The sequence below is a fragment of the Gillisia limnaea DSM 15749 genome, from assembly GCF_000243235.1.
Classification (GTDB): Bacteria; Bacteroidota; Bacteroidia; order Flavobacteriales; family Flavobacteriaceae; genus Gillisia; species Gillisia limnaea.
On the sequence record NZ_JH594606.1, the window covers coordinates 2,855,170 to 2,880,352 of the forward strand.

The window sequence follows — 25,183 nt, forward strand, 5'->3', positions numbered from 1 at the left end:
GTCTGGAGCTTTTTCTGGAAAGACGAAGTCAATCCATTTTCTGTTTTTCCTGAAAGGGTATTTTGAAAGATTACGGCATTCTCCTTTGCTTAAGGTTTTACAGAATAACCTTTTTGTTATTTACCTTCTTACAAAACGAGGGAAACCCCATCTTTCTCTAAAATGTTTGAGCTTCCCATTCTGTGATTAATATATTTCGTCTTTATGGATTCTCATAAGAGGCTTTAACAAATTTTTAATAGATTTACAAGGAATGTTATAAAACTTCTCATATCCCGGGAAGAGCACTTTGTATGAGGTGAAAAAAGTAGGATATAACGAGTTAGTGGCAAGTGTAAAAAACCGACAGACATCAAACTTCAAGATTAAAAAGATACAATGCGAGCAATTATATATACAGAATACGGACCACCAGAAGTTGTTAAATTAATGGAGGTTAAGAAACCTACACCAAAAGAGAAAGAGGTGCTAATAAAAATTTTTGCGACAACAGTAAACCGCACCGACTGCGGATTTAGAAGTGCTGAATATTTTATCGTTAGATTTTTTAGTGGGCTTTTGAGACCCAAAAACAAAACGCTTGGAAACGAGTTTGCCGGAGAAATAGAAGTCATTGGCAAAAATGTAACATCATTCAAGGTTGGAGACAAAGTGTTTGGGTATAACGACATAAAGTTTGGTGCACATGCCGAGTATATGATTATGGCAGAGAATGAAGCTATAACAACCATACCAACAAATTTAACTTACGAAGAAGCTGCACCCATAACCGAAGGTGGACACTATGCGTTGTGCGACCTAAGAGCTGCAAAAATAAAGAGTGGACAAAAAATTCTGATTAATGGAGCAACGGGTGCGATTGGTTCAGCAGCAGTACAACTGGCAAAATACTTTGGTGCAGAGGTTACAGGTGTATGTGATACAAAAAATGTAGAACTTATAAAATCATTGGGTGCTGACGCAGTAGTTGATTACACTAAACAAGACTTTACAAAAACAAACCAGACGTACGACATAATATTTGATGCTGTTGGAAAAAGCTCATTTAGACAATGTAAACCAATACTCAACAAAAGGGGAATATATATGTCGACAGAGTTGGGGAAAAATTCTGAGAATATATTTTTGGCACTTACAACTCCGCTATTGGGTGGTAAAAAAGTATTATTCCCAATCCCAACAATTACGAAAGAAGATGTTATTTTCTTAAAGGAATTAGTGGAAACAGGCAAGTATAAACCTGTAATTGACAGACGATACACATTAGAGCAAATTGTCGAGGCTTACAAGTATGTGGAAACAGGTCAAAAAACAGGTAATGTATTAATAACTTTAACCTGATGAATGGAAAAGAAACATTAGCCACTAACAGCACCTACCCAAAAGGCGGGGTTTTGTGTTCCACAGACAGTTTTGTGGTTAATGGAAGTTTAGTTTTTCAAATCAAATTTTGTGGTAAAAGCCCCGCCCTTCGGATAGCTGCAAAACGTTAGCTACCATATTTTAGAAAGACACTATGAATAAATTTCAAGATCAACTAACACAAAATTGGGTAAAACTAACTGGAAGAAAAATTAATCTTTAGGAACATAAATGGTTAATTGGACCAATAGGAGCAACGGATATTATAAAAGATAAATTTATATACGATTTAGCTTCAAAAGAAAATTTAGAAATTAGTAAGAATGCTTTGGGGCAAAAAACGGGGAGATCAAAGCAGGCTTAAACGTGCTGCCATTATTAAATCAGATTTTATCGATAAAGGGAAAATGGGTATAAGCAGTGGGGAAGGATTTTAAAAATACCCAAATCCAAAGTATGCCCATCCTGATTTTTTAAAATAGTATCCGCTACAACTATTTATAAAAATAATAGCCAAAACAGTAGTAAATTTAATGGTTGTAGCCCCTGTATTTGTATGCAGGCGGGTACTTCAGCTTTCTTGAAAAATGAGAAGCTTTGGGTGAAGGTCCCTTTGTCTGCCAGACACAAACAAATAATTATTTTACAAATTAATATTTTATGAAGCTTGCCGATTTCCTCCTAACCTCAGTTCCATTCTCTCAAGAAGAGCTAAATGACATTCTCTCTCATTTTGAAAAAGAATACGTAAAAAAAAATCAGGTGTTAATAAGAGAAGGTCGGGTTTGCAATAAATTATATTTTGTAGATCTTGGTATGGGGAGAAGTTATTACCTTAAAAAAGATGGAAAGGAAGTAACTCAATGGTTTTTTGGAGCTGGTGAATTTATGTCCAGCGCAGACAGCTTCTTTAAGCAAACCCCTAGCTTTTACTATTTGGAGATTTTAGAAGATTCAATTGTATATAGTATATCCAATGAAAATATGGATTTCTTATTGGCTAAATACCACAAAATGGAAAAATTTATTCGATTGTTAGCTATAGATATACTTTCAAACGTTATCCTTAAACTGAATGCTATCCAATTTCAGACTGCCAGAGAACGATATGATTATATGATCTCTGAATTCCCGGATATTTCACATCGTGTACCCTTAAGCCATATAGCTTCTTACCTTGGAATGACACAGGAGACCCTTAGTCGCATCAGAAGAAATGATTCATAATAAATATCTAAAGCTTTACTTTTTGATATAGGTCAAATGGAGATCATTAGATAAACATGACCTTTGCAACGCAATTATAAATTCACTTGCAATGCACATAAATATATCAAGACTAAGTATTCTTTTCATTGCCTTTGCATGGTTCAATCCATCTGTGTCAATGGCGCAACAGCTGGATCCTATTCTAAAGGAACTTATAAGTAAAGGTATGGATAAAAGTCATAGTATCAATATTCATCATTTTGATACTGAACAGGCAAAAGTCGATCAAAGATTGGCCAAAGCGGTTTTCCTGCCCAAAATAACTTTCAATGGCAGTTACGTGCGCCTGGATGACGATATCACGTTTGACGTTGACACTCAAAATCTATTGGTTGCAACACAAAAACTTCTCATTAAGGAAGCCGTTGGCATTCCATTTAATGATCCGTTTCCGGGAAATATACAATTAACAGAGGTTCCTAATCTACAAAACAAGAATATCTTAAAATCATCTGTAGATGTGGACTGGGTGCTCTTTAGCGGATTTGAAGCCACCAATGCCATCAAGGCCAGTCAACATAAAGAAGCTTCGTTGAATTACTTAGGGAATACCGAAAAGGATAAAATTGCTTTAAAAATCATAGAGACTTATGATAAACTGGCTCTGGTATCTGCTTCTAAACGCGTTCTGCATACCTCAGAAAAATACTTGAACGAGCAAGAATACTACGTGAAAAAAGCCATTGAAAACGGTTTGGCAACTCCTATTGGCCGCAAAAAAATTGAATTGGCACAGCAACAATTAGCTTCTAAACAATTAGAATTTAATCATAATAAAACCTTATTGATAGAGGTGCTCCACCAACTTACTGGTGAAAACAGGGAGAATTTAGCCTTACTCAATCCACAATTGCAGTCTTTTTCAATTGAATCCTTATCGGACACTGAAAAACGCGATGAAATTAAAGCTTTGGAGGAGGCGGAAAAAGCGACACTTTATAAATCTAAAATGGAAAAAAGCAATTTTATACCCAAGCTTGCTTTAAAGGGACATTATGAATTTATAGAAGATGACCTGTCATTGTTAGACCCAAAATGGTTTGTAGGGATTGGCATTAAATGGAATGTGTTTGATGGTCTTCAGTCTCGGTTAAAAAGTAAAAAATCCATAATTGAAAGCCAAAAATATAGAGAACAGATAGAAGAAGCTGAAGAAATGATAGCATTATGCATCATCAAGGCCCAACTCACCTATGAATCCTCCCTTCAAAACACCAAAATAGTAGATAAAGAAATCGATCTGGCCAGTGCCACGTATGATATGATCGATAAACAATACAAAAATAATCTGGCTTCCATAAATGAGGTGCTTGATGCTTTAAACGATTTGGAAAAGGCCAATTTTAAATTACAAGAGTCCTTTTTCGATCAACGAAGAGCTGTAGCAGAACTTCTTCGCGCAAAAGGCATACTCACCAACTTTTACAACTAAAACAAAATAAGGAAAATGAGCACATTCAAAAATATATTTATTGGCGGCCTCACAATTTTAGCTTTAAATTCTTGTGGAAACCACGAGTCAATTACCCCAAACAGAGGCAAAGTTAAATTTGAAACAATCTCCATAAGCAGCAAACTGGCAGGAAGATTAAGTGAAATTTATGTAGAAGAGGGCCAGGAAGTGAAAAAAGGGGACACTCTCGCCTTCGTTGATATTCCGGAAGTTAATGCAAAAATGACACAGGCAGATGGGGCGATCAGGGTTGCCAAAGGTCAATTGGACATGGCTTTTAACGGTGCTACCGAGGAGCAATTAAATCAAATTAACGGCCAACTTAATTCCGGAAGGGCTCAATTTGAATTCGCTAAGGAATCCTACAAAAGATTGCAAGCCATGTATAAGGACTCTTTGGTAAGCCAACAACAATTTGATGAAGTGAAAATGAAGCTGGATATGGCAAAAGCACAAGTAGACGCCCTGGAAGCTAAGCGGGATGAGGTAAAAAGAGGCGCCAGGATAGAGCAAATAAATCAAGCTAAAGGGCAATTGGATCGTGCAATTGGAGCCAGAGAAGAAGTTATTTCGGCTTCTAATGAAAAATATTTAATTGCACCCACAGATATGTCAATTGAAACAATTAGCCTGAAAGAAGGGGAATTGCTTACACCTGGTTTTACGCTGTTTAACGGATATGAAAAGAGCAGTGTTTATTTCCGATTCACAGTCCCTGAATCAAAAGTGTACGATTTTGAAGTGGGTAAATCACTAAGGCTTATCAATCCATATACTAAAGAAGAATTCAATTCGAAGATCGTAGCAATAAAGCAACTGGCGCAGTATGCCGACATTACTAACACAGCGCCTTTATACGAACTTTCTGAATCTATTTATGAATTGAAGGTAGTTCCAACTTCTGATAACGCAAAGCAAACATTTTATGCAAATGCTACCATCCTAATTAAACAGTAAAGGGTATGAAAGATTTTTTAAGATTACTTCGAATAGAGTTTAAGCGTATTTTTTCAAATAATGTACTGCTTGCTATCTTTTTTGGAGCTCCAATTCTCTATGGTTTTTTATTCGGCTATGTATATCAGCAAGCAAAGGTGGTAGATTTACCTATCGTTATTATAGATCAGGACCACAGTCCTACAACAGATAGAATTATAGATGCCTTTGAGGATAATGAAGCATTATTAGTAAAAGATCTGCGTTTTACACCTGGCAATATTGCTGAAGAAATGCCTCTGGAACAATATGCGGCAGTGGTTACTTTGCCTACAAATTTTGAAGCGGACATCCTGCAAAAAAGACATCCTGAAATAAGGGTTGATTTAAACATGGCGAATATATTGAATGCCAATACAGCCAGTAAAAACATACAATCGGTCCTGATGACTCTAAATGCCGGAATAGAAATAGAAGGGCTTAAAAAACAGGGCTTACACCCCAATCAGGCCTTAGCTGAGTATGAAAGCTTTAAGATTAATTTTAATAAACTATTTAATTCTGCCGGAAACTATGTGACTTTTATGCTCCCGGGATTACTTGCTGCCATTATGCAACAGGTTATATTTTTGGCAATGGCATTGGTTTTTGCCAGAGATTTTGAAGATGGATTTTTTGGTAAACTGGTAAAAGAAAGCAAATGGTCTTTTTATCATATAGTACTTAAATCCACCCCATTTTTACTTATGATCCCTATTATGTGGATTATTGTAAGTCTTTTTATGCCATTTTTTAATATTGATGCAGCCATTTACAATGTACCTATGCTGGTTTTGGCTGCTTTATTAACTTTGGCTTCCATGTGTATTGGCATGTTGTTTTCTATTGCTATTCCAAGCCAGTTAAAAGCTACGGAAATCTTAATGGTGATTTCTACCCCGGCTTTTGTACTTAGTGGTTTTACCTGGCCAACGCTGGCAATACCTGATGCTATAAACAATATAGCGCAATACATTCCGCTTACCCAATTCTTGAGCGGATTTAGAAAAGTTGCCTTTTATGGGGGCGATCTGTCATCCATTAAACCTGAAATCTATATTTTATTACTCACAACATTTGTTGCATTTATGGCTATGGTGGGAATTCTTCAGTTCAAAATATTCTTGTTTGAGAGAAAACAAAAAAGGCTTTTGGGCGAGACACAAAGGTAGATCAAATGTAAAAAGAGCTGAAGTTTTAAAACTTCAGCTCTTTTTACACTGGGACTTTATTTTTTAATATCAGTTTCCCAGACCTGGCTTTTCATGGATTCGGTAAAGTCCTGCCATTCATCCATTGCGTTATGCCAACTGCCATCTCCATTTGTTTCTCAATCCGTCTTTTTAATTCCTAACAGATTTCCCTTTTTTATTGTTTTTATTGTTTTTTTTGTTTTGACCTGGATTCTCTTTAAAGGCGTTTTTATTGGCCTTCAATCTCTTCATTTCCATGCCTTTTGCATTTTTATGGAATTTCCCGGGGCGTTGATTTATATCACGCTCCCTTTGAGTGTACCATTCAGACTCGGCTTTAGCTCTTTCTTTGTGAAGCTTTTCCTCTGCCTTTGTCATTTTCCTGTTCTTTTTTAGGAGGTCACGTTCATATTGGGCAATTTCTTTATTCTTTGAACGGTACCATTCAGCTTCGGTTTTTGACCGTTCCCTGTAATATTCAGCTTCGGCTTTAGATCTTTCACTATTCCATTTTGCCTCATCCTTTCTTATCTTTCTTTCACGTTCTGCAGCTTCTTTAGCTCTTTCCCTATGCCATTTGGCTTCGGCTTTTGCTCTTTCGCGATAAAGCTCATTTTCAGCTTTTGCCAGATCCCTGTCGCCGGAATTAACGGCTTTCATATATTCCCGTTCCCGGGCGGCAGCTTCTTTTTCTCTTTGACGGTGCCATTGGGCTTCGGCTCTCGCCATTTCCCTGTACTCTTTTGCTTTTGTTAATGCGGTTTTCTTTTGCTCCTTTAGTTGCGAATTAGAAGCATTTTTCTGGGCAAATATCGGATTGCCAATGGTAAGGGCCGCTATTGCAATACCGGTTAAAACTCCTTTTAATATTTTCATGACTTCGATTTTTAAGTTATTTGTTACTAAAAGAAGCCTTCAACAGGCTTCCATAAGATCTACTATACAAGTTATGTGCCGTTTAAAAAATTCACTGGATTGCAGGCTCTTCGGAAACCTCCAGAGTGTCTGAGTTTGCAAATGATCTAAGAATAAAACCTCAATCTTTTTTTTCTCCCGGCTTAGGGTTTCCATTTAATATTTAATCCCTCATTGAGGGTTTAACCCGCCTGAATGATTCGGGCAGGCCGCCTGACCTTCGGGCAGGTTCCCAGTTCCGATGCAGAGCTTACCCAAGGTTCTCGATCCAAATTTTTCCTGTTTCCGGTTGCTTCTGGTTAGCATTAACAAACCAATAAAGGCCAGAAATAAAAGAAAAAGAAAAATCAAATTGATCATCAGGAGGATTTTTAGGGAAGTAAATAGCCCATGAGTGCGAAATGGAATAGTACGGAAAACCATCTGAAAGAATTCGGGTTTATAACTAATGGGATTTATTGATCAGAAATTATATATTTGAGCAAAATCTTCCAATCTATATTTAACCTATGAATTTTCTTGACGATTTAATTGCAAGGTTTGCATCTTTTATCTGGGGGCTGCCACTTTTAATTTTACTAATAGGCGGAGGATTCTACCTGCTTGTACGATCAAAATTTCTTCCTTTTAGATATTTAGTACACGCGGTTCAGGTTTTGAGGGGGAAATATGACAATCCGAATGATCCCGGGGAGATAAGTCATTTCCAGGCATTAGCTACAGCACTGGCTGCTACCGTTGGTATGGGGAATATTGCGGGTGTTGCAGTGGCAATAGCTATTGGCGGTCCCGGTGCGATCTTTTGGATGTGGATAAGTGCGATCATAGGGATGGCTACAAAATTCTTTACCTGTAGCCTTGCGGTAATGTATAGGGGTAAGGACAGCGCAGGAGAAATTCAGGGCGGACCCATGTATGTTATTATGGAAGGTCTTGGGAAAAAATGGAAATCCCTGGCGATATTTTTTAGTGTTGCCGGACTGGTGGGAGCGCTGCCGGTATTTAATGTTAATCAATTAACCCAGGCGGTGAATTTTATTTTGCTTGCTCCAAACGGAGTGGAAACCGGTTTTAGTACAAATCTAATCATAGGGCTTATCCTTGTTGGGATCACTTCTGTAGTGATTTTTGGCGGACTTGACCGTATAAGTAAAACAGTTTCAAAACTTGTGCCTACCATGGTTTTGCTTTATTTCGTTTCGGTTTTGATCATTCTTTATGTAAATATTGACCAGGTTCCGTATTACTTTAAACTCATCTTTACCGATGCTTTTTCGGCTACCTATTTTAAAGGAGATTCATTCCTGGGTGGAGTCCTGGGCGGACTTATCATTCTTGGGATTCGCAGGGGAGCGTTCTCCAATGAAGCGGGAATAGGTACAGCGCCAATGGCACATGGAGCGGCAAAGACAAATGAACCAATACGGGAAGGTCTTGTAGCAATGCTTGGGCCTGCTATTGATACTTTGGTAGTGTGTACCTTGACTGCACTCGCTATCCTGGTAACCGGAGTATGGCAAACTACCAATGTGAATGGAGTGAGCCTAACCGCCGAGGCATTTGACCAGTCTATCCCTGTTTTTGGAAACTATTTATTGATGTTGTGTATTGCAATCTTCAGTATTTCTTCCCTGTTTTCATATTCTTATTATGGAACAAAATGTCTTTCATTTTTAATTGGAGCTGATAAAAAACATTATTATAATTATTTTTATGTGGTAAGTATACTAGTAGGCGCAACTACTTCGCTTAGTATGATGATAAACCTTATAGATGGATTCTTTGCCCTTATGGCTATTCCAACTATGCTGTCCACATTGATCCTGGCACCAAAAGTTCTGAAGGAAGCCAACGCCTATTTCTCCAGGATGAAAACCAGGAACAGAGAAGAAAAAGTAATGCGCTAAGTTGGTAAAATCTAATTGAACCTTTTCACCTTTCCTTTGGAGAGGTAGGAACTGCTTTTTCAGCAGTTCCGGGTGAGGAATATTCCACCCGTCTTTTTTCGGCATTGCTTTGTATGGCCAGTTCTATAACTTTTATAACATCCCGTGCCTGTTCCGGTTTTACCAGCAACGCCTCATTACCCGTGATGGCATTATAAATGTTTTGGTAAAAAATCCTGTAATCTCCGCGTTCACTTTCTAGTGTCCTGGTTTCGTCTATGGTATTTAAAGTGCCCCATATATTTTTGGATTCTATTCCCCAATCGGATAGTTCATTTGGTTTCTGTCCATTTTTTAGCTGTTCTTCCTGAGGGTCATCTCCATATTTAATATAACTTCCTTTTGTTCCATGAATACTGAATGTAGGACCCTTTTCTTTTACCAGCATTCCTGCATTCAGACTAACTTTAAGATTGGGATACAAGAGTAAAAGCTCAAAATAATCGGGAACTTTTGCATTTTCACGCTGAATGCGAATATCGGCAAAAACCTCTGAGGGAAGTCCAAATAACACCAAAGCCTGATCGATCAAATGGCTGCCAAGATCATATAAAATGCCGCTGCCGGCATTTTCCTTTTCTTCCTTCCAACTATTTTTCACCTCGGTCCTAAACCTATCAAAATGTGCTTCATATAGGACAACTTCTCCTAATTTTTGTTCTTGCAGAAGTTTTTGGATAGTTTGAAAATCACTGTCGAATCGCCTGTTATGATGAATGCTAAGGATTTTATTTTTTGAGTTTGCGAGCTCTGTTAATTCATTCGCTTCCTGGATCGAGGGTGTAAAAGGCTTTTCAACCACTACATTTTTCCCTGCATTTAAAGCTTTTTCAACAAATTCTTTATGAAAATGATTTGGGGTTGTAATAATCACCAGGTCAATTTCCCGATCCTGTAAGATCGTATCATACTCTGAAACCACTTCGGCTTCCGGGAAATCCTGTTTTGCAGATTTTATATTTTCAGCACTTGTGGTTAGTATCTTTGTGATTTCTAATCCGGCAATGCTTGAAATAATGGGAGCATTGTATATACTGCCACCTTTTCCAAAACCTGCCATCGCCACCTGAATTTGCTTCATAAGTTCATTTTTCAATAATTAAAGCACACTGTTTTCAGGACTATGTATTTCATTCCACCAGTGGGTTTAACTACGTGATGCCCGCCCTTACTGCTCGGGCGTGATTTCATCGAAATTCTTAATTTTGCTGTTTCAGCAAAGTTTCGTTAAATAATTTCAGGATTCTCTTATATTCATCTGTCCAGCTGCTGGGTTCTACGAAGCCGTGATCTTCAACAGGATACACAGCCATCTCCCAGTTATCTTTCTCCAGTTCTATAAGGCGTTGAGCCAGCCTCACAACATCCTGGAAATGCACATTTACATCCAGCATTCCGTGGGCTATCAATAAATTTCCTTCAAGTCCTTCTGCAAAATAAATAGGGGAGGACTGCTTATAAGCGATAGGATCCTCAGATGGCGTATTAAGGATATTGGAGGTATAGCCATGATTGTAATGCGCCCAATCTGTAACCGACCGCAGTGCTGCACCAGATTTGAAGGTTTCGGCTTCGTTAAAAAGGCCCATTAAAGTGATAAATCCACCATAACTCCCACCATAAATCCCAATATTTTCAGCATCTACTCCGTGTTCAGCAACCAGATATTCTGCGCCGTCCACCTGGTCTGAAAGGTCTTTTCCACCCATATGGCGATAAATTGCAGTTCTCCAATCGCGTCCATAACCGGCACTTCCACGGTAGTCAATATCCAGCACGGTATAACCAAGATCTGTTAATAAATTATGGAACATATATTCCCGGAAATAACTCGACCACCATGTATGTGCATTTTGTAAATAGCCCGCTCCGTGTACAAATATCACTGCAGCGCCGTTATTTGCTCTTTCAGAAGGCTTATAGATCCTTGCAGGAACCATCGCTCCATCTTCTGCTTCAAATTTTACCAGTTCCGGCTCCCGCCAGTTATAGGATTTAAAAATTTCAGACTGGCCTGAAGTCAATTGTTTTGCTTCTGAATTTGCAGCGGTTTTCTTTAAATACAGTTCCCAGGGCTTGTTGCTATAAGAATAAAGAATAGCCAGTTGTTTTTCATCGGGAGAGAGTTGCACGTCATTATTCCCGGTCATTTGAGTGAGTTTTTCCATTTTTCCACCCATCACCGGCATTTTGTAAAAATGTCGTTCCCCGGGATGAACTTCCGAGGTGGTTAAAAACCAATGCTTTTTGTCTTTGGATAAAAACGGATCAAAAACTTCGTATTCTCCTTTGGTGAGCGCTTTTTTACTTCCGGAATTAACATCCAGTAAATAAAGATGTGAATATCCGCTTTCTTCAGACTGGAAATAAATATGGTTATTATCAGGCAACCAACCAAGAGTTCCTCCACCGGAAGACCATCCTATTCCGGGACCTGCAATCCAGGCTTCATCCCGCTGGCGATTCAGGCTTTTTAATGCTCCGGTTTCAAGGTCCAGCGAAGTGATCCAGCGATCTTTATTGTCCTGAGAACGCACATTTACAATCGCCCGTTTTCCATTATCACTAAAATAAGGTCCGGAAGGAATTACTTCTCTTATTTTTTCTTCCCAGGTTCGCTCAGGATATTCCTTTGTATAATCTGGAAAGTCTTTAATTCCGGGTAAATTTTCGGTATTTGCCATATATACCGTATCCTTTTCCAGGTGATAAATGGCCAATTCTACCTTTACGGGTTCATCTCCAACCTTTGTTCGCGCAGGAAGATTTACGGTGTACCCGGAAGCATCTGTATAATCTGGAACACTGCTTCTTTTCTCGTCTTCTCGTGTAATAAGGCTGAAAGTTGCATAATTCGCATCCGGGGAAAGCTGCAAATTTGAAATGGATCTTTTTCCGGCATAAAACACAAATTCTTCGCCCTGAGTTGTTTTTTTGTAGGAATCGCTGGCCTCCTTTTTATCTTTTCGTTCCCGAACAATTTCCAGCAATCCTAAATTTTCCTTTTCAAGCCAATCATCTTTTACCGAAGGTTTTTTCTCCGTGTCCCTTTTTTCTCCAGATTCGATATTGGTTAATTTCAGGATACTTCCGCTGGAAAGATTATAAAGAAATATATTATCCTTCATAATAAAAGAGATCAGGTTTTCATCGTTTAGAAATTGAGGATCCTGAATGCGATCTCCTAATTTCAATAATTGCCTGCTCGTATTGCCTTTTAAATTATACAACATCAACGCATCATCCTGGATATACACCTTTTGAGATTTGGCGGTATTAAAATCGCCTCTGCCTGGCATATTTTTCTCTTCAGAAAAGGAAACTTTTTGAATCTTGTCCAGATTGGAAAGGTTTATTTTATAAAGTGAATCTGAAGGATCTTTCTGAAGGTTATAATTGAAATAGATCGTTTTACTGTCTTCGCTCCAATTAATGTTGGAGGGAAATGTGCCCATCCACGCCGGATCCTGCATTATTTTTTCTACTGAAAGGGCACTTTGCTGGCAGAATGAGAAATGGAAACTAAGAAGCAGTAGGATGAGGAGAGAAGATCTTTTGAAGGATGTGTTCATAATGTATGGCTGAAATGATTTAATTTTCCGCAAGATAAATTTTTTTAAACTTTTTAAGAATAAATTGGAGAATATAAAGCTAATAGCAAATATCTTAACTATGTCTTAACTGCTATTTTTTGTGTTTTTATGTAAGTTGTGATACACAAATATTAAAAATAAATTTCATGAAACTCAAAGCGCTATTTCTAAACTGTACCCTGAAAAAATCTCCTGAAACCTCCAATACCGAAGCATTTATAAAACATGCCGAAAAATTTTTTAAAGAGTTGGATGTAGCAACAGAATCTGTTCGCGTGGTGGATTATGATGTTAAATTTGGTGTAACTTCAAATGAAGAAAATGGGGATGAATGGCCACTGATCCTGGAAAAAGTTAAGCAATGTGATATCCTTATTTATGCTACCCCCATCTGGCGTGGTGACCGGGGATCTGTTGCAAAAATGGTCGCTGAAAGATTTGATGGAGTAATGAGTGAAGATACAACAGAAAACGGTCAATTACTTACCTATAACAAAGTAGGTGGAGTGATGGTAGACGGTAATGAGGATGGTGCAAAAAAAGCTATTTCCAGTATATGTTTTGACCTTTCTGAACATGGATTTACAGTGCCGGTAAATGCCATGACTTATTATGTGGGGAAAGCCGGGCCAGGACCAAGTTATATTAAAGCAGGGGGAGACAAACATGAATTTACCAATAATATGATGCTCTTAATGGTTCATAACCTGGTTCACGTTGCTAAAGTTTTAAAAGAAAATCCATATCCTACAAATGTAAAAGCGCTGAAAGAAAGAGCCGGAAAAATGAGTAAATAATTTAAATTTCCTGCCGGAACTTTTTTATCTTACAACTCCTTAAAATTAATAGGATTAAATTTTTAAAAACATTCAAACCTATTTTTAAATGTCCCCAGCAATGAAAAAGATTGACAGTTTTATACGTGATATCCCTGATTTTCCAAAACCTGGAATCAATTATAAGGACATCACTCCACTGCTTCAGGATCCGGCAGCACTGCGGGAAACCGTTGCCAGGTTGATGGATTTAATAGGCGATATCAAAATTGATAAAGTAGTTGGGGTGGAATCCCGCGGATTTCTTTTGGGAGCTATTTTAGCCGAAAAACTCAACGCAGGATTTGTTCCTGTTAGGAAATCGGGGAAACTTCCTTATAAAACCTATGCTGAAGTTTATGATTTGGAATATGGAAAGGATATTCTTGAAATTCATCAGGATGCTATTAAAAAGGGCGAATCTGTCTTATTGCACGATGATGTGCTGGCTACCGGGGGAACTGCCAGAACTGCCTGCAATCTTATCGAAAAGATGGGAGGAAAGATCGTGCAGTGTAATTTTCTTATCGAACTTTCTTATTTGAAAGGTGAATTGAAATTAAAGGATTATGACGTTAGATCTCTTATAGGTTATTGATTTAAAGTCTTTTTTGTCACCCAAAGCTTCCAACCTATAATTGCTTTCTGAAGATTAGTAGCTTTCTGAAGATCCAGTTGCTGTTTTGAGTAACTGGGAAGTACCTTTTTATTGACTTTCGAAATGAATTTAAAAATATTCTTTTTCATAGTTGGCTGGTTTCTACCAAAGGTATTGAAAAGAAGTAAATAGCCGGATAATGTTAGAAATTAAAACTTTACCTAGAAAAATGGCATTTTTTACGTCTAAAAAGTAAACTTTATACTCATCAACAACTGTGAAGTTCTTAAGCGGTAAGTACTTTGGATATAGGCAAATTCATTATTGGAAACCCTCACAAACTCATTGGTGTTCAGCACATTGTTCCAGCTGGCCTCCAGGTCTATTCCAGATTTCAAAAAGGTGTATTGATAATTCAGGTTTAAAAAATAATTATTCCGGTTTTCTTCAGAAATGTTGTTGAAGTAATATTCAGAATTAATACTGAAATATTGATTCTCTGCCAGGTAAAAGAATAGGTCCAGGCTATGCTGCTGCGTTTCAATATCGTTTATAGCCCTGTATTCAATGGTTGTTTTTAAAAAACTGAGATTTCCGGAATAGGAAGTGCTTAACCAATCTGTAACTTCAGATTCCAGTTTCAGGTCGAAACTCAGATTTTCATTATTTACATCGGCTAAGCGCTGGTTTAAAAGCTGCTCTCCTTTAAAAAGAGAAAAAGTTGCCCCCAAACTTAGAGTTGTATTCAGCTTACTAAAATATTTACTTGCCTTTGCATTCCAGTTATGAGCCTGTAAATTATTATCCTGCTCAACAGCCTCTAAAACAGTAGCTCCATTTTCTCCTATTAAATTGCTGTATAAAAGATTTCTTCGGGTATTGGAATAGGAATATGAGGTGCTGACAAAAAAAGATGTGAGCGGGTTCCTGTAGGTAAGACTCCAATTGTAGCGCTGCCTGAAATCTTCCGGAAGGGGTGAATTATACCGCTGCAGGCTCCTGTAATTGTTAAGGATAAAACCGTAATGCATCCTGCTAACATCTCCAAAATCATTGCTGTAGTTGGCACTAACACTGGTTTCCCAAAAGGCTGAAAATTTATTCCTTATGTAGAAATCTGGTTCAAAGGTCAACCGGCTTAGATCCTGAGACCTGTTCAAAAAGAAATCTTCAATTGTAAAAGCCCTGTAATTAACCGGAGTATTAAGTCTGAAGTTCCAGGTATCCTTTTCATAAACAAATCTACTGGTAAAGTAAATCCGTGAGGAAAGAAAATCGAGATTGTTGCGAAAGTCACCGTTAAGAAATTCCCCCCGGGTTCCTTCCTGAATTGCGAGCCTGCTTTTTAAATGTTGATTCTGCAGGGAAAAGCCAACTTCAGGAGATATGGTGACTCCGCTTATTTTTTTTGCCATCCCGGCAGAATTATCTGTGAAAAAGGTGGAGGAGTTTACCGCCTGCCCTATTTCAGAAAAAGAATCGTCATTATTCAACAATGCTTCAAACTGGCCCGGATTTACATTCAGGTTTTGGTTAGCTTCAGTATATCCCGTATTGGATCTAAAGGTCACCAACTGTTTTCCAATAGGCTTAAGCATCCTCAATTTATTCCACACTACAAAAAAAGGATTGGAAAGCCGCTGGAGAATTTTTGAATTTCCAGAGTCTATAAACCCTCTTTGAGAATCCCAATGTCCGTTGATCTCCAGTTCATTTTTCAGGTAATTATCATTGGTATTTCGCTCCAGGATAAATTTAGATTGGAGCGTGTTGAAGAAAAGATCATTGTTTGTTTGTTCAACAAGCTCAATAGTACCTGTAGGCGTGAAAAAACGGGTTTGCGTATTCCCAATTTGTCGCTGCGCATCGTTTAAATAGGAAATGTTTGTTTTTAAGTCCACATCCTTTTTTAACCGGATCAAATAATTGACAGATCCCAGGTGGACATTATTGTCCAGCCAGCGTTCCTGTGAAAATGGCGGCTCCGCAAGCCGGCGAATGGAGAGCCAGTCTCTTTTGTTTATACTGAATTCCTGCCGGCCAAAATCTGATATTGAGAAATCCCGAATCTCCCGTGAAACATCACTCCCGGTGTTGTTGGACTGGTAAGTGATAATCGCCTGGTTTTTTTTTGTGAAGATCATTGGAGTGACTTTTACCTTCCAAAGCAATGGTGAAAAACCGGTACCCAGTTCTGCAGTACCGCTGGTAGTAACATTGTTTTTAAGTTTGATGTTGAGAGAAGCTCTGTCAGAAAATTCAAGGCTGTCCAGCAATTTTATTGGTTGGTGATTTTCCAGAATTTGTACTTTAGAAACATCATCTGCCGCAATATTGTTATTCGCAAGGCTGTATCTACCTTCCAGCAGGTCCAGGCCTTCTATGTAATATTTCTGAATTGGTTTACCCTGGTATTCAATTCGTCCCCCGGGGAGTATCTCTATGCCAGGCATTTTCCTGATCACATCTGCTATTACCCGATCCTTCTGATCTTTAAAAGCCGAAACTGAAAAACTAAGGGTATCTCCCCGCTGCTCAATGATCCTGGCTTCCACAAGGACCTCTTTTAATTCTTCGGAAGAAGGGGATAGTTGTACTTCCAGCTGCTGATCTTTGTTCTGAATTTTTTGCTTCCGGGTGCTATAGCCTATGTAGGAAATTTTTAGAAAAAGTGTTTCTAAATTAGTTTTTAGCTGAATGTTGAAGTTTCCACTACTATCAGAAATTCCATAGGCCAAAATCGAGCTTGTGGAATCTTTGCTGATCATAATTGTCGCACCGCTTAGACTTTGATCATTTTCATCCAGGACTTTTCCAGAAATTACAGATTGAGCCTTCCCGCTCAAAACTATAAAGAGAAAAAAAAGGAAGAAGAATTGAATGCTTTTTTTCAAATTACTTTAACTCTATAGGATTATTTTCTTTCTCTAACATTTCAGTAAAAGATTCCACATATTTTTTGTGCACCTCTTGTGAAATAGTGACGTTTGGATTATTGGATTATTGGAATATGAAAAAGGATCTTTCCTGTAGCGGTACCACAGGTCCTGTAATTGCTCTTTGTCTGTCTTAGCAAATTGGTTTAGGTTTAGCTTGTAAGAAACTTTTGGAGAAAGTTTTTCAAGGCCAAAAAATTCAAAAACCCACTGCTCTTTGGTATCGGCAATTTCCAGGATTAAACCCGGCAATCCGTTAAATTTATACGGTCCTTCGGCAATGGGTATCTCGGGGGTAAACCAGGCAATATAATCTCTACCTGCAAAAGAAGTGGTGGCTTTTTGCACTTTGAAATCTTTAATCTTTTTATTTTCCGGTAAGATCGTCCACTCAAATTGATCCATCTCTTCTATGTAATAGAACGTGTCATCCATCTTTGGAATTTTTAGTGTATAATGCAGGTTGCCTGATTGAGCCTCTTTTAAAATTTCGTAGTGAAATTTAGTCAAAGCCTCTCTGGAAGTATGTCCGGAATTTCCCTGTACAACATTGGGGTTTGATAAAGTTTTGGCCCGGCTGGAAAATTTTGATAGTTTGTCACCTGCATACAGAATCATATACTCAGACTTGGGTTCATCAAGTGCTGTAGAATCTAATTTATAGGTGAGTTTATAGGTTACTTTGTATTGAAACTTGTCAGTTAATTTTTGGGCGTAAGAATTGGAGAATATCAGGATAAAAGGGAGGAAAAGGTACATTTTCATCATAATATTTATCTTTTCTCTTCCAACTCAATGGGATTGTTCTGTTTTTGTAAAGTTAGCTTATGTTCTTTCATCATCTTCTCTTTTTGTCCCGGCTCAAAGCCAAAGGTTATCCCCCCACGTTCAAGCGCCGCAAAAGGATTTCCCTCATATTCCTTTTTTATTTCCCTAAACTTGTTCTTGCCGGTTTCCAGATATTCTTCGCCGCTTTCTGTATTGAAAATTTGGTTTTTTAAACTTTTAAATCCGATTAATTCGAATACATAATACTCTTCTTCATCAGCTATTTTCAAAATTAACCCCGGCAGGCCGTTAAATTTATACGGGCCGTCGGGGATTGGAATTTCCAGTGAAAACCAAGCTGAATAGTTTCTTCCGGCAAAACTCGCCTTTGCTTTTTGAACAGAAAATCCAGCAATTTTCCCAGTATCCTGCAATATTTCCCATTCCATACCGGAAAGATCTTCGGCGTATTTATAATAATCTTTCACAATTTTTTCTTTAAAATTCTGCTCACGGGAAGCCAAATTTTTATCTATATAATATTTAAATTCTGTTTCAGGCATTTTGGATCTCATCTCACTAAAACTCTGGGGCGTTCTCTCCCGATTCTTATAAACATGCTGTATAGAATCGCTTATATGATGGCCCTCACTGGAAAATCTAGATATTTGGTCTTCTATAAATAAAACCATTGTTTCGTGCTGAATAGATTCAGTATCGGTTGAATCTATTTGCCACGTGAGCTCATAGGTAGCTTTGTACTTAAAGTTATCAGTTACAGATTCCTGCCCAAAACTTAGATTGCTGATCGAACCAATAAATAGAATCCAGTAAATATTTTTCATGTAGTAGTTATTTTAATTCTATGGGATTGTTTTTTTTTTGAAAATTCATCCGTTGCTTTTTTTAGAAGCTCTTCCTTTTGTTCGTTTTTAAATTGAATAGTAACTTTTTTTGTGGCTGTATTAATTCTCTTTTTTATCTTTAAGTTCAATTTCTATTACTCCGTTTTTTCCTTTATCTCCATATTCTTTAGTAGCGTTTTCTCCTTTTAAGACATTTATTGATTCAATATCTTCAGGATTTATGGACTTCATATCGAAATCGGCTTCCTTTTCTTTCCCATCTATTACCACCAAAGGTTTTTCATCTTGGGGATAAAAAATGATGTTGGCAGGGTTACTCCTGGTTCCCCATTGAGATGCAATGATTCGATTTGTTGCTCCGGTTATTGTTATTGCTTTGTCATCATATTTTGAAAATTTTGTGTTCTCTGAAATATTTATATTTGTCGGAATTTTACTGCTTGTGGCAGTACCTATTTTTACAGATTTTACTGTAGAAATTGTAATTACACCATCCTTGGCAGCTTTTCCATACTTTGTAATAATATCTTTACCTCTTTGTACATCAATGGCCTGTATTTCATCAGGATCAATAGAATTTAGGTCAAAATTTTCAGGCTGCTTTTTCCCATTGAGAATTATTAAAGCTTTCTTTTTTTCAGCGTTTAATTCGTGATAAAGTGCTATTCTTTCTTCCTTATCTCCAGCAGAAAATTTGATTGCTGGAACCACTACGGTAGTGCCAGGTGTTTTTGTAGTGATTAAAATTGCTCCGTCCCTGGCAGCATTGCCATATAAGGAAACGGCCTTTTCACCTTTTAAAACTGTAATATTTTTGATGTTATTCGGCTGTAGGCTATCAATTACACTCTTTTCAACAACTTTCTCGTTTAAGATGTAAATGGGATTTCCTTTAATTTTCTCAAGGCCTAAAGCGCCAGACCTGGAAGTAGCGTCTGTTTTTATAGAGACGTTAGATTTCTGGCTTTGCAGTTTGCTGGCTGAAGTTTTGTTCACTTCCATAAACACAGGTTTTTCACCTTTTCGAATTTGAATGAAGCTTTTCTTCACCGGTGCATTTTCCTGGTCGATAGACCTCATTTCTTCAGAAATGTCGTTAATGATCTTTCCTTTGGAGATCATGATCACCCCATCTTTGCCTCTATCCCCATATTTTGTTGAATTTTCAGAATTCAAAAATATAAACCCATCTGTTATTTCTATAGATTTCCCTTCAAGTCCTCCTGCAGCATATTCTTCCCCATCAACTACATAAAGAGGATTTTCACCTATCTGATTCAATACTTCCTGGGTTGTTTTTTGGCGTTTCTCTTGAGTAGACACATCTGCAAATCCGGTTTCACCGTCCTTCACATATATTTCAAAAGAATTGATGCCATCAGGATCATTTTTGGAGAAATTTCCTGAAGCATTGGTATTCCTGTTTAAAAAGTTCACAGAAATTCCCGTAATGAAGCCATCACTGGAACGCTGGATATTTTCAAAATCAAGTTGGATATCCTGTTTTTCAAAAAAGCGCTTTATAGATTTTAAACTTGATTCCTCACTTTCTTTTGTAATGGTGGCTGAAATTCTATTGATTGAAATTTCGGCACTATCCTTTTGAGTCTTGATTTGGGCCTCGGTCTTTACATTGAAAAGCAGAAGAAAAGCAAATAATACCGGGAAAATGAGCGCGGTTTTCCATGTTTGATTTTTGGAATTTGAATTGTTGTTAAGCATAATTATTCGTTTTTTGATGAAGGATTGATAAAATGAGTTTGTTAGCGCAGGATTAAAATTCTCTACGGAAATCTTTAGCAGTGCTTTTTGATATTCTTTTTTACAGGAAACTTCCTTTACCGCTTCACTATCTGCAATATATTCCAGGTTTTGCTGAAGGCTTTTAAGATATATCCATGCAAATGGATTAAACCATTGATAGATCTGGTTGAGGTTTGCCAACAAAACATCTGTAGTATGCCAATGAGTTACGTGTATCTTTTCGTGTTTTAAAATGTTCTCCCGTTCAGAAGCTGTATGAAGGTTTGGATTATATACGATGTAATTCAGGAAGGAAAAGGGAGCTATTTTTTGGGAAATAAGGACGTATTTAAATCCGTCTTTTTTAGTGAGTTTTCCCTTACTGATTATTCTTTGCAGGGAGATCAATTGAAGCATTAATCTTACCAGCATAAATGCAACGCCGCAAAGATAAATTGCTACTAATATCTGGTATCCCGAAATTGCCGGTTCTTCTGCCATCACGTGAGCCACCGGTAAGTCGACTTCGGCCATAAAGAAATTGGGTTCTATCGCTTCAATTACAATCTTTCGTGTGAAATAAACAGCAGGTAAAACTGCAGAAGCTATAATTCCTCCAAGCAAAAATCCTCTGTTGTTTTTGAAGGAGGGATCCTTTTTTAGAAGAATCTGATAAAAAGCCAGGAACACGACCAGGAGTCCTGCACTTTTCAGTAGATATATTAATAAATCTTCCATTATTTTTCGTTTTTCTCGATAATCGCCAGAATCTCACGCAGTTCTTCAGCACTTATTTTTTCTTCAGTCGCAAAAAAGGAAACCATATTCTTATAGGAATTATTGAAGAATTTTTTGGATGCCGTATTCATGAATTGTTTCCGGTAAATTTCTTTGGAAACCACAGGGAAATATTGATGGGTTTTTCCATAGGCTTTATGAGCCACATAGCCTTTTTCCTCTATGTTTCTTATAATGGTGGAAACGGTGTTATAATGAAGGTTTTCTTCAGTAATCTCTGCCAGCACTTCTTTTACAAAAGCTTTTTCCAGCTTCCATAGGATGTGCATGATCTCTTCTTCTTTATTGGTGAGTTTTTCCATTTTATCGTGTTTTAATAAGCTACTACAAAACTAGTTTTCAAATATAACGATAAAAGTAGTTCATAGCCTAATTTTATAGTTTGAGATATGAAATTCGATAATCGGTTTAAGTTTCTTTATCTTCGCAAAAAAAAAATTAATGAGCATTTTGTTTATTCTTATTGGTCTGGCTTTGCTGGTTGTGGGAGGAGAGTTTCTTGTGCGGGCTGCCGTTGCTTTATCCTTTAAATTCAATATATCTAAAATGGTGATTGGGCTTACGGTTGTCTCTTTTGCAACCTCTGCACCGGAATTACTGGTAAGTTTACAGGCTGCCCTTGCCGGTTTTTCGGATATTTCTCTTGGGAACGTAATAGGGTCCAATATTGCAAATTTAGGATTGGTCCTTGGAATTACGGCTATTATTTCCCCACTTACAATAGATCGTGATTTTTACCGGTTTAATTGGCCAGTAATGATGGTATTCTCCATCGCTCTCTTCTATTTTTTAAGCAGTGGCGGAAATTTATCAAGACTGGAAGGCGGAGTTTTCCTTGTCGCCATAATTTTATACCTATTTTTATTAATTCGAAGAGCGCGAAGAATCCAGGTAGAAGTGGAAGGTATAGATGAGACCCTGAAAGTAACTTCTGGTTTTAAAACCATCGTTTGGCTAATAATAGGTGGGGTTGCACTTTGGGGAGGATCGGAATTGCTGGTGAACGGAGCCGTAGATTTGGCAGGTATGATAGGAGTAAGCGAACGGGTAATTTCTGTAACCATTATCGCAATAGGGACCAGTGTTCCAGAACTGGCGGCTTCGGTTATCGCTGCGCTTAAACAGGAAAAAGCCCTTTCTCTCGGGAATTTAATAGGCTCGAATATCTTTAATATTGCTTCGGTTTTGGGCATTACCGCTTTAATTCAACCCATCTATGTGCAATCTGAACAAATTTTAACCAGCGATATCTTCTGGATGTTGGGTTATGCTTTTATTTTGATCCCGCTGGCATTTCTTCCGAGGAAATTTATCTTCAGCAGATATAAAGGATTGATACTGTTTGTGAGTTATGTTATTTTTATTGGAATGGCTTTTATCGATTAATTTTAGGGGTTAAGCGTATGAATAGTGATATTTTATAAATTTTAACCCTAAATTATATAGGGTATATTGCATAAATATGTATTTTTGTGGACGTTAACCCTTAAAAATTATACCTTTATATGTCTACATTAAGATTTCAAGCTTTAAAAGAAACCCTTAACCGGAAACCGGTAAAGATCAAAGAGACCAAAAGGCGATCTGAACTTTTTGGCAACAATGTTTTCAATGAGACCGTAATGCGTCAGTTTCTTACAAAAGAGGCTTACCAAAATATTATTGATGCAAATAAATCTGGCTTAAAGATAAGCCGGGTAGTAGCAGACCACATTTCAACAGGGATGAAAGAATGGGCAATTTCTAAAGGAGTTACTCATTACACGCATTGGTTTCAGCCTTTAACCGGTTCTACCGCTGAAAAACATGATGCTTTTTTTGAAACAATAGGAGACGGGCTTGCCATAGAAAAATTTGGCGGAACTCAACTTGTACAGCAGGAACCGGATGCCTCCAGTTTTCCTCACGGAGGAATACGGAATACATTTGAAGCCAGAGGTTATACCGCGTGGGATCCAACTTCTCCGGCATTTATTTATGGAACGACCTTGTGCATTCCAACCGTTTATGTTTCTTATACAGGAGAGGCCCTGGATTTTAAAACTCCCTTACTTCGTGCACTGCAATCTGTTGATAATGCTGCAACTGCCGTGGCAAAATATTTTGATAAAAATGTAAGTAAAGTTACCGCTACCCTAGGATGGGAGCAGGAATATTTTCTAATTGATTCTGCCTTATTTGCATCCAGGCCAGATCTTCAACTTTCAGGAAGGACCTTGCTTGGGCATTCTCCGGCTAAAGGTCAGCAATTGGACGATCATTATTTTGGATCCATTCCTTCCCGCGTACTATCCTTTATGAGAGACCTGGAAATAGAATGTATGTTGCTGGGAATTCCGGTAAAAACACGTCATAATGAAGTTGCTCCAAATCAATTTGAACTTGCACCTATTTTTGAAGAATGCAACCTTGCAGTAGACCACAATTCATTATTGATGGATTTAATGGATAAGGTTGCAGAAAGGCACAATTTTAAAGTGCTTTTTCACGAAAAACCTTTCAAAGGAATCAACGGAAGTGGAAAACACAACAACTGGTCCCTTGCTACAGATACCGGTGTAAATTTATTAAGCCCGGGAAGTACCCCGATGAAGAACCTGCAATTTCTTACTTTTTTCATCAACACTATTATGGCGGTTCATGATAATGAGGAATTATTGAGAGCAACCATTGCCAGTGCATCCAACGATCATAGATTGGGTGCAAATGAAGCACCTCCTGCTATTATTTCGGCATTCATAGGAAGTCAGTTAACCGCTGTTCTGGATGAACTGGAAAAAGTGACCGACGGGAAATTATCCCCTCAGGAAAAAACAGATCTTAAACTAAATGTGGTAGGAAAAATTCCGGAGATCCTTTTGGATAATACCGACAGAAACAGGACTTCTCCTTTTGCCTTTACAGGAAATAAATTTGAATTCCGTGCGGTAGGTTCTACAGCAAATTGTGCGAATCCAATGACGGTTTTAAATGCCATCGTCGCCAAGCAATTGACAGAATTTAAAAAGAGCGTGGATAAATTGGTGAAAGATGATAAGATGAAAAAGGATGACGCCATCTTTAATATCTTAAGAGATTACATAAAAAAATCGAAGAAAATTCGTTTTGAAGGTGATGGTTATGCAGAAGCTTGGCAGGTTGAAGCTAAAAAACGGGGACTTAGCAATAATAAAACCACTCCGGGCGCTCTAAAAGCGCAAATTTCTAAAAAAACCATCGCTTTATATGAGGAATTGGGGGTCATGAATAAACGTGAAATTGAGGCCCGATACGAGATCCAACTTGAAGATTATTCTATGAGAATTCAAATTGAAGGAAGGATCCTTGGGGATATTGCACGAAATCATGTGATTCCTACCGCAATCCGATATCAGAATATCCTGATTAAAAATGTTCGTGGATTGAAGGAGATTTTTATGGATGATTTTGAAAAACATTCCAAAGAACAAATCCAGATTATCAAGGAAATCTCTGAGCATATTGAACATATTAATGCAGACATTACCCAGATGATCGATGCCCGTAAAAAAGCAAACCTTATTGAAGATGCTGAAAAACGTGCTTTTGCATATTGCGATGATGTAAAACCTTATTTTGAGGAGATACGCTACCATTGTGATAAACTTGAATTATTGGTAGATGACGAACTTTGGCCATTGACTAAATACAGAGAACTGTTGTTTACAAAATAATACCTCTTTATTATAGCGTTTAGAAACCCTGTCTTTTTCAAAAAAGGCAGGGTTTTTTTATTGACCAAAATAATAATTGCTTATTGTAGTCCTAGAAGTGTAGGATTAGTATTACACTAAATTTTTTATCTTAAATTTAAGATAATTTTAACATACCTAAGTTTCTTTAGTTCTCGTGGTGGTTAACAAATAAAAGGGGATTTTTCCCCTCTTGCACTTCATCGAAAAAATGGGAACTGCATTTTTTTAACTAAAATAATC

19 protein-coding genes are annotated in these 25,183 nt (G+C 37.6%); 10 read left to right on the plus strand and 9 right to left on the minus strand.

Annotated elements, in window-relative coordinates; translation table 11 throughout:
- The first annotated feature begins 378 nt into the window (after positions 1 to 378).
- From GILLI_RS14450 to GILLI_RS14470, 5 genes are all read left to right on the plus strand, one after another.
- On the plus strand, positions 379 to 1,341 hold the full coding sequence (locus tag GILLI_RS14450) for an NAD(P)-dependent alcohol dehydrogenase (RefSeq protein WP_006989857.1): 963 nt from the start codon (positions 379 to 381) through the stop codon (positions 1,339 to 1,341).
- A 681-nt stretch (positions 1,342 to 2,022) separates the two neighbouring features.
- A complete protein-coding gene (locus GILLI_RS14455; protein WP_006989859.1) occupies positions 2,023 to 2,589 on the plus strand; it encodes a Crp/Fnr family transcriptional regulator in 567 nt (188 codons plus the stop codon).
- A 91-nt stretch (positions 2,590 to 2,680) separates the two neighbouring features.
- Entirely contained in the window at positions 2,681 to 4,063 is a 1,383-nt protein-coding gene (locus GILLI_RS14460; RefSeq protein WP_006989860.1) for a TolC family protein, read from the plus strand.
- Between the two features lie 15 nt (positions 4,064 to 4,078).
- A complete protein-coding gene (locus GILLI_RS14465) occupies positions 4,079 to 5,041 on the plus strand; it encodes an HlyD family secretion protein (protein ID WP_006989861.1) in 963 nt (320 codons plus the stop codon).
- 5 nt (positions 5,042 to 5,046) lie between these two features.
- Positions 5,047 to 6,231: an ABC transporter permease gene (locus GILLI_RS14470; RefSeq protein WP_006989862.1), complete on the plus strand. Its 1,185-nt coding sequence runs from the start codon at positions 5,047 to 5,049 to the stop codon at positions 6,229 to 6,231.
- A 171-nt stretch (positions 6,232 to 6,402) separates the two neighbouring features.
- On the opposite strand, the gene GILLI_RS14475 is transcribed toward GILLI_RS14470, so the two are convergent.
- Positions 6,403 to 7,128, minus strand: coding sequence for a flotillin family protein (locus GILLI_RS14475; RefSeq protein WP_006989863.1), 726 nt, complete (start codon positions 7,126 to 7,128; stop codon positions 6,403 to 6,405).
- A gap of 548 nt (positions 7,129 to 7,676) precedes the next feature.
- Between GILLI_RS14475 and GILLI_RS14485 the strand changes: the two genes are divergently transcribed.
- On the plus strand, positions 7,677 to 9,074 hold the full coding sequence (locus GILLI_RS14485) for an alanine/glycine:cation symporter family protein (RefSeq protein WP_006989864.1): 1,398 nt from the start codon (positions 7,677 to 7,679) through the stop codon (positions 9,072 to 9,074).
- Between the two features lie 25 nt (positions 9,075 to 9,099).
- Here GILLI_RS14485 and GILLI_RS14490 read toward each other — a convergent pair whose 3' ends face one another.
- Positions 9,100 to 10,194, minus strand: a complete 1,095-nt coding sequence (locus GILLI_RS14490; RefSeq protein WP_006989865.1) for an oxidoreductase — start codon at positions 10,192 to 10,194, stop codon at positions 9,100 to 9,102.
- Between the two features lie 118 nt (positions 10,195 to 10,312).
- Positions 10,313 to 12,685, minus strand: a complete 2,373-nt coding sequence (locus tag GILLI_RS14495) for a S9 family peptidase (RefSeq protein WP_006989866.1) — start codon at positions 12,683 to 12,685, stop codon at positions 10,313 to 10,315.
- 167 nt (positions 12,686 to 12,852) lie between these two features.
- Between GILLI_RS14495 and GILLI_RS14500 the strand changes: the two genes are divergently transcribed.
- Complete coding sequence (locus tag GILLI_RS14500; protein ID WP_006989867.1) at positions 12,853 to 13,503, plus strand: flavodoxin family protein; 651 nt, start codon at positions 12,853 to 12,855, stop codon at positions 13,501 to 13,503.
- Between the two features lie 100 nt (positions 13,504 to 13,603).
- The gene (locus GILLI_RS14505) at positions 13,604 to 14,119 is read left to right on the plus strand and encodes an adenine phosphoribosyltransferase (protein WP_006989868.1); all 516 of its coding nucleotides are present in this window, start codon (positions 13,604 to 13,606) and stop codon (positions 14,117 to 14,119) included.
- On the opposite strand, the gene GILLI_RS14510 is transcribed toward GILLI_RS14505, so the two are convergent.
- From GILLI_RS14510 to GILLI_RS14535, 6 genes are all read right to left on the minus strand, one after another.
- Complete coding sequence (locus tag GILLI_RS14510; RefSeq protein ID WP_006989869.1) at positions 14,113 to 14,268, minus strand: hypothetical protein; 156 nt, start codon at positions 14,266 to 14,268, stop codon at positions 14,113 to 14,115. The two genes, GILLI_RS14505 and GILLI_RS14510, sit on opposite strands and share 7 nt — an antisense overlap.
- A gap of 96 nt (positions 14,269 to 14,364) precedes the next feature.
- Positions 14,365 to 16,965 carry a carboxypeptidase-like regulatory domain-containing protein gene (locus tag GILLI_RS14515; RefSeq protein WP_245545637.1) on the minus strand — a complete coding sequence of 867 codons (2,601 nt, stop codon included), beginning with the start codon at positions 16,963 to 16,965 and terminating at the stop codon, positions 14,365 to 14,367.
- An 81-nt stretch (positions 16,966 to 17,046) separates the two neighbouring features.
- A complete protein-coding gene (locus GILLI_RS14520) occupies positions 17,047 to 17,823 on the minus strand; it encodes a GLPGLI family protein (protein ID WP_245545638.1) in 777 nt (258 codons plus the stop codon).
- Positions 17,824 to 17,828: 5 nt separating this feature from the next.
- Complete coding sequence (locus tag GILLI_RS14525) at positions 17,829 to 18,668, minus strand: GLPGLI family protein (RefSeq protein WP_006989872.1); 840 nt, start codon at positions 18,666 to 18,668, stop codon at positions 17,829 to 17,831.
- Between the two features lie 120 nt (positions 18,669 to 18,788).
- Positions 18,789 to 21,170: a M56 family metallopeptidase gene (locus GILLI_RS17775; RefSeq protein WP_006989873.1), complete on the minus strand. Its 2,382-nt coding sequence runs from the start codon at positions 21,168 to 21,170 to the stop codon at positions 18,789 to 18,791.
- Positions 21,170 to 21,532, minus strand: a complete 363-nt coding sequence (locus GILLI_RS14535; protein ID WP_006989874.1) for a BlaI/MecI/CopY family transcriptional regulator — start codon at positions 21,530 to 21,532, stop codon at positions 21,170 to 21,172. Before GILLI_RS14535 ends, GILLI_RS17775 begins: the two co-directional genes overlap by 1 nt.
- A 139-nt stretch (positions 21,533 to 21,671) precedes the next feature.
- Here GILLI_RS14535 and GILLI_RS14540 point away from each other — a divergent pair, with 139 nt between their 5' ends.
- Both GILLI_RS14540 and GILLI_RS14545 read left to right on the plus strand, forming a co-directional pair.
- The gene (locus GILLI_RS14540) at positions 21,672 to 22,616 is read left to right on the plus strand and encodes a calcium/sodium antiporter (protein ID WP_006989875.1); all 945 of its coding nucleotides are present in this window, start codon (positions 21,672 to 21,674) and stop codon (positions 22,614 to 22,616) included.
- A gap of 119 nt (positions 22,617 to 22,735) precedes the next feature.
- Positions 22,736 to 24,922, plus strand: a complete 2,187-nt coding sequence (locus GILLI_RS14545; RefSeq protein ID WP_006989876.1) for a glutamine synthetase III family protein — start codon at positions 22,736 to 22,738, stop codon at positions 24,920 to 24,922.
- Positions 24,923 to 25,183: the final 261 nt, after the last annotated feature.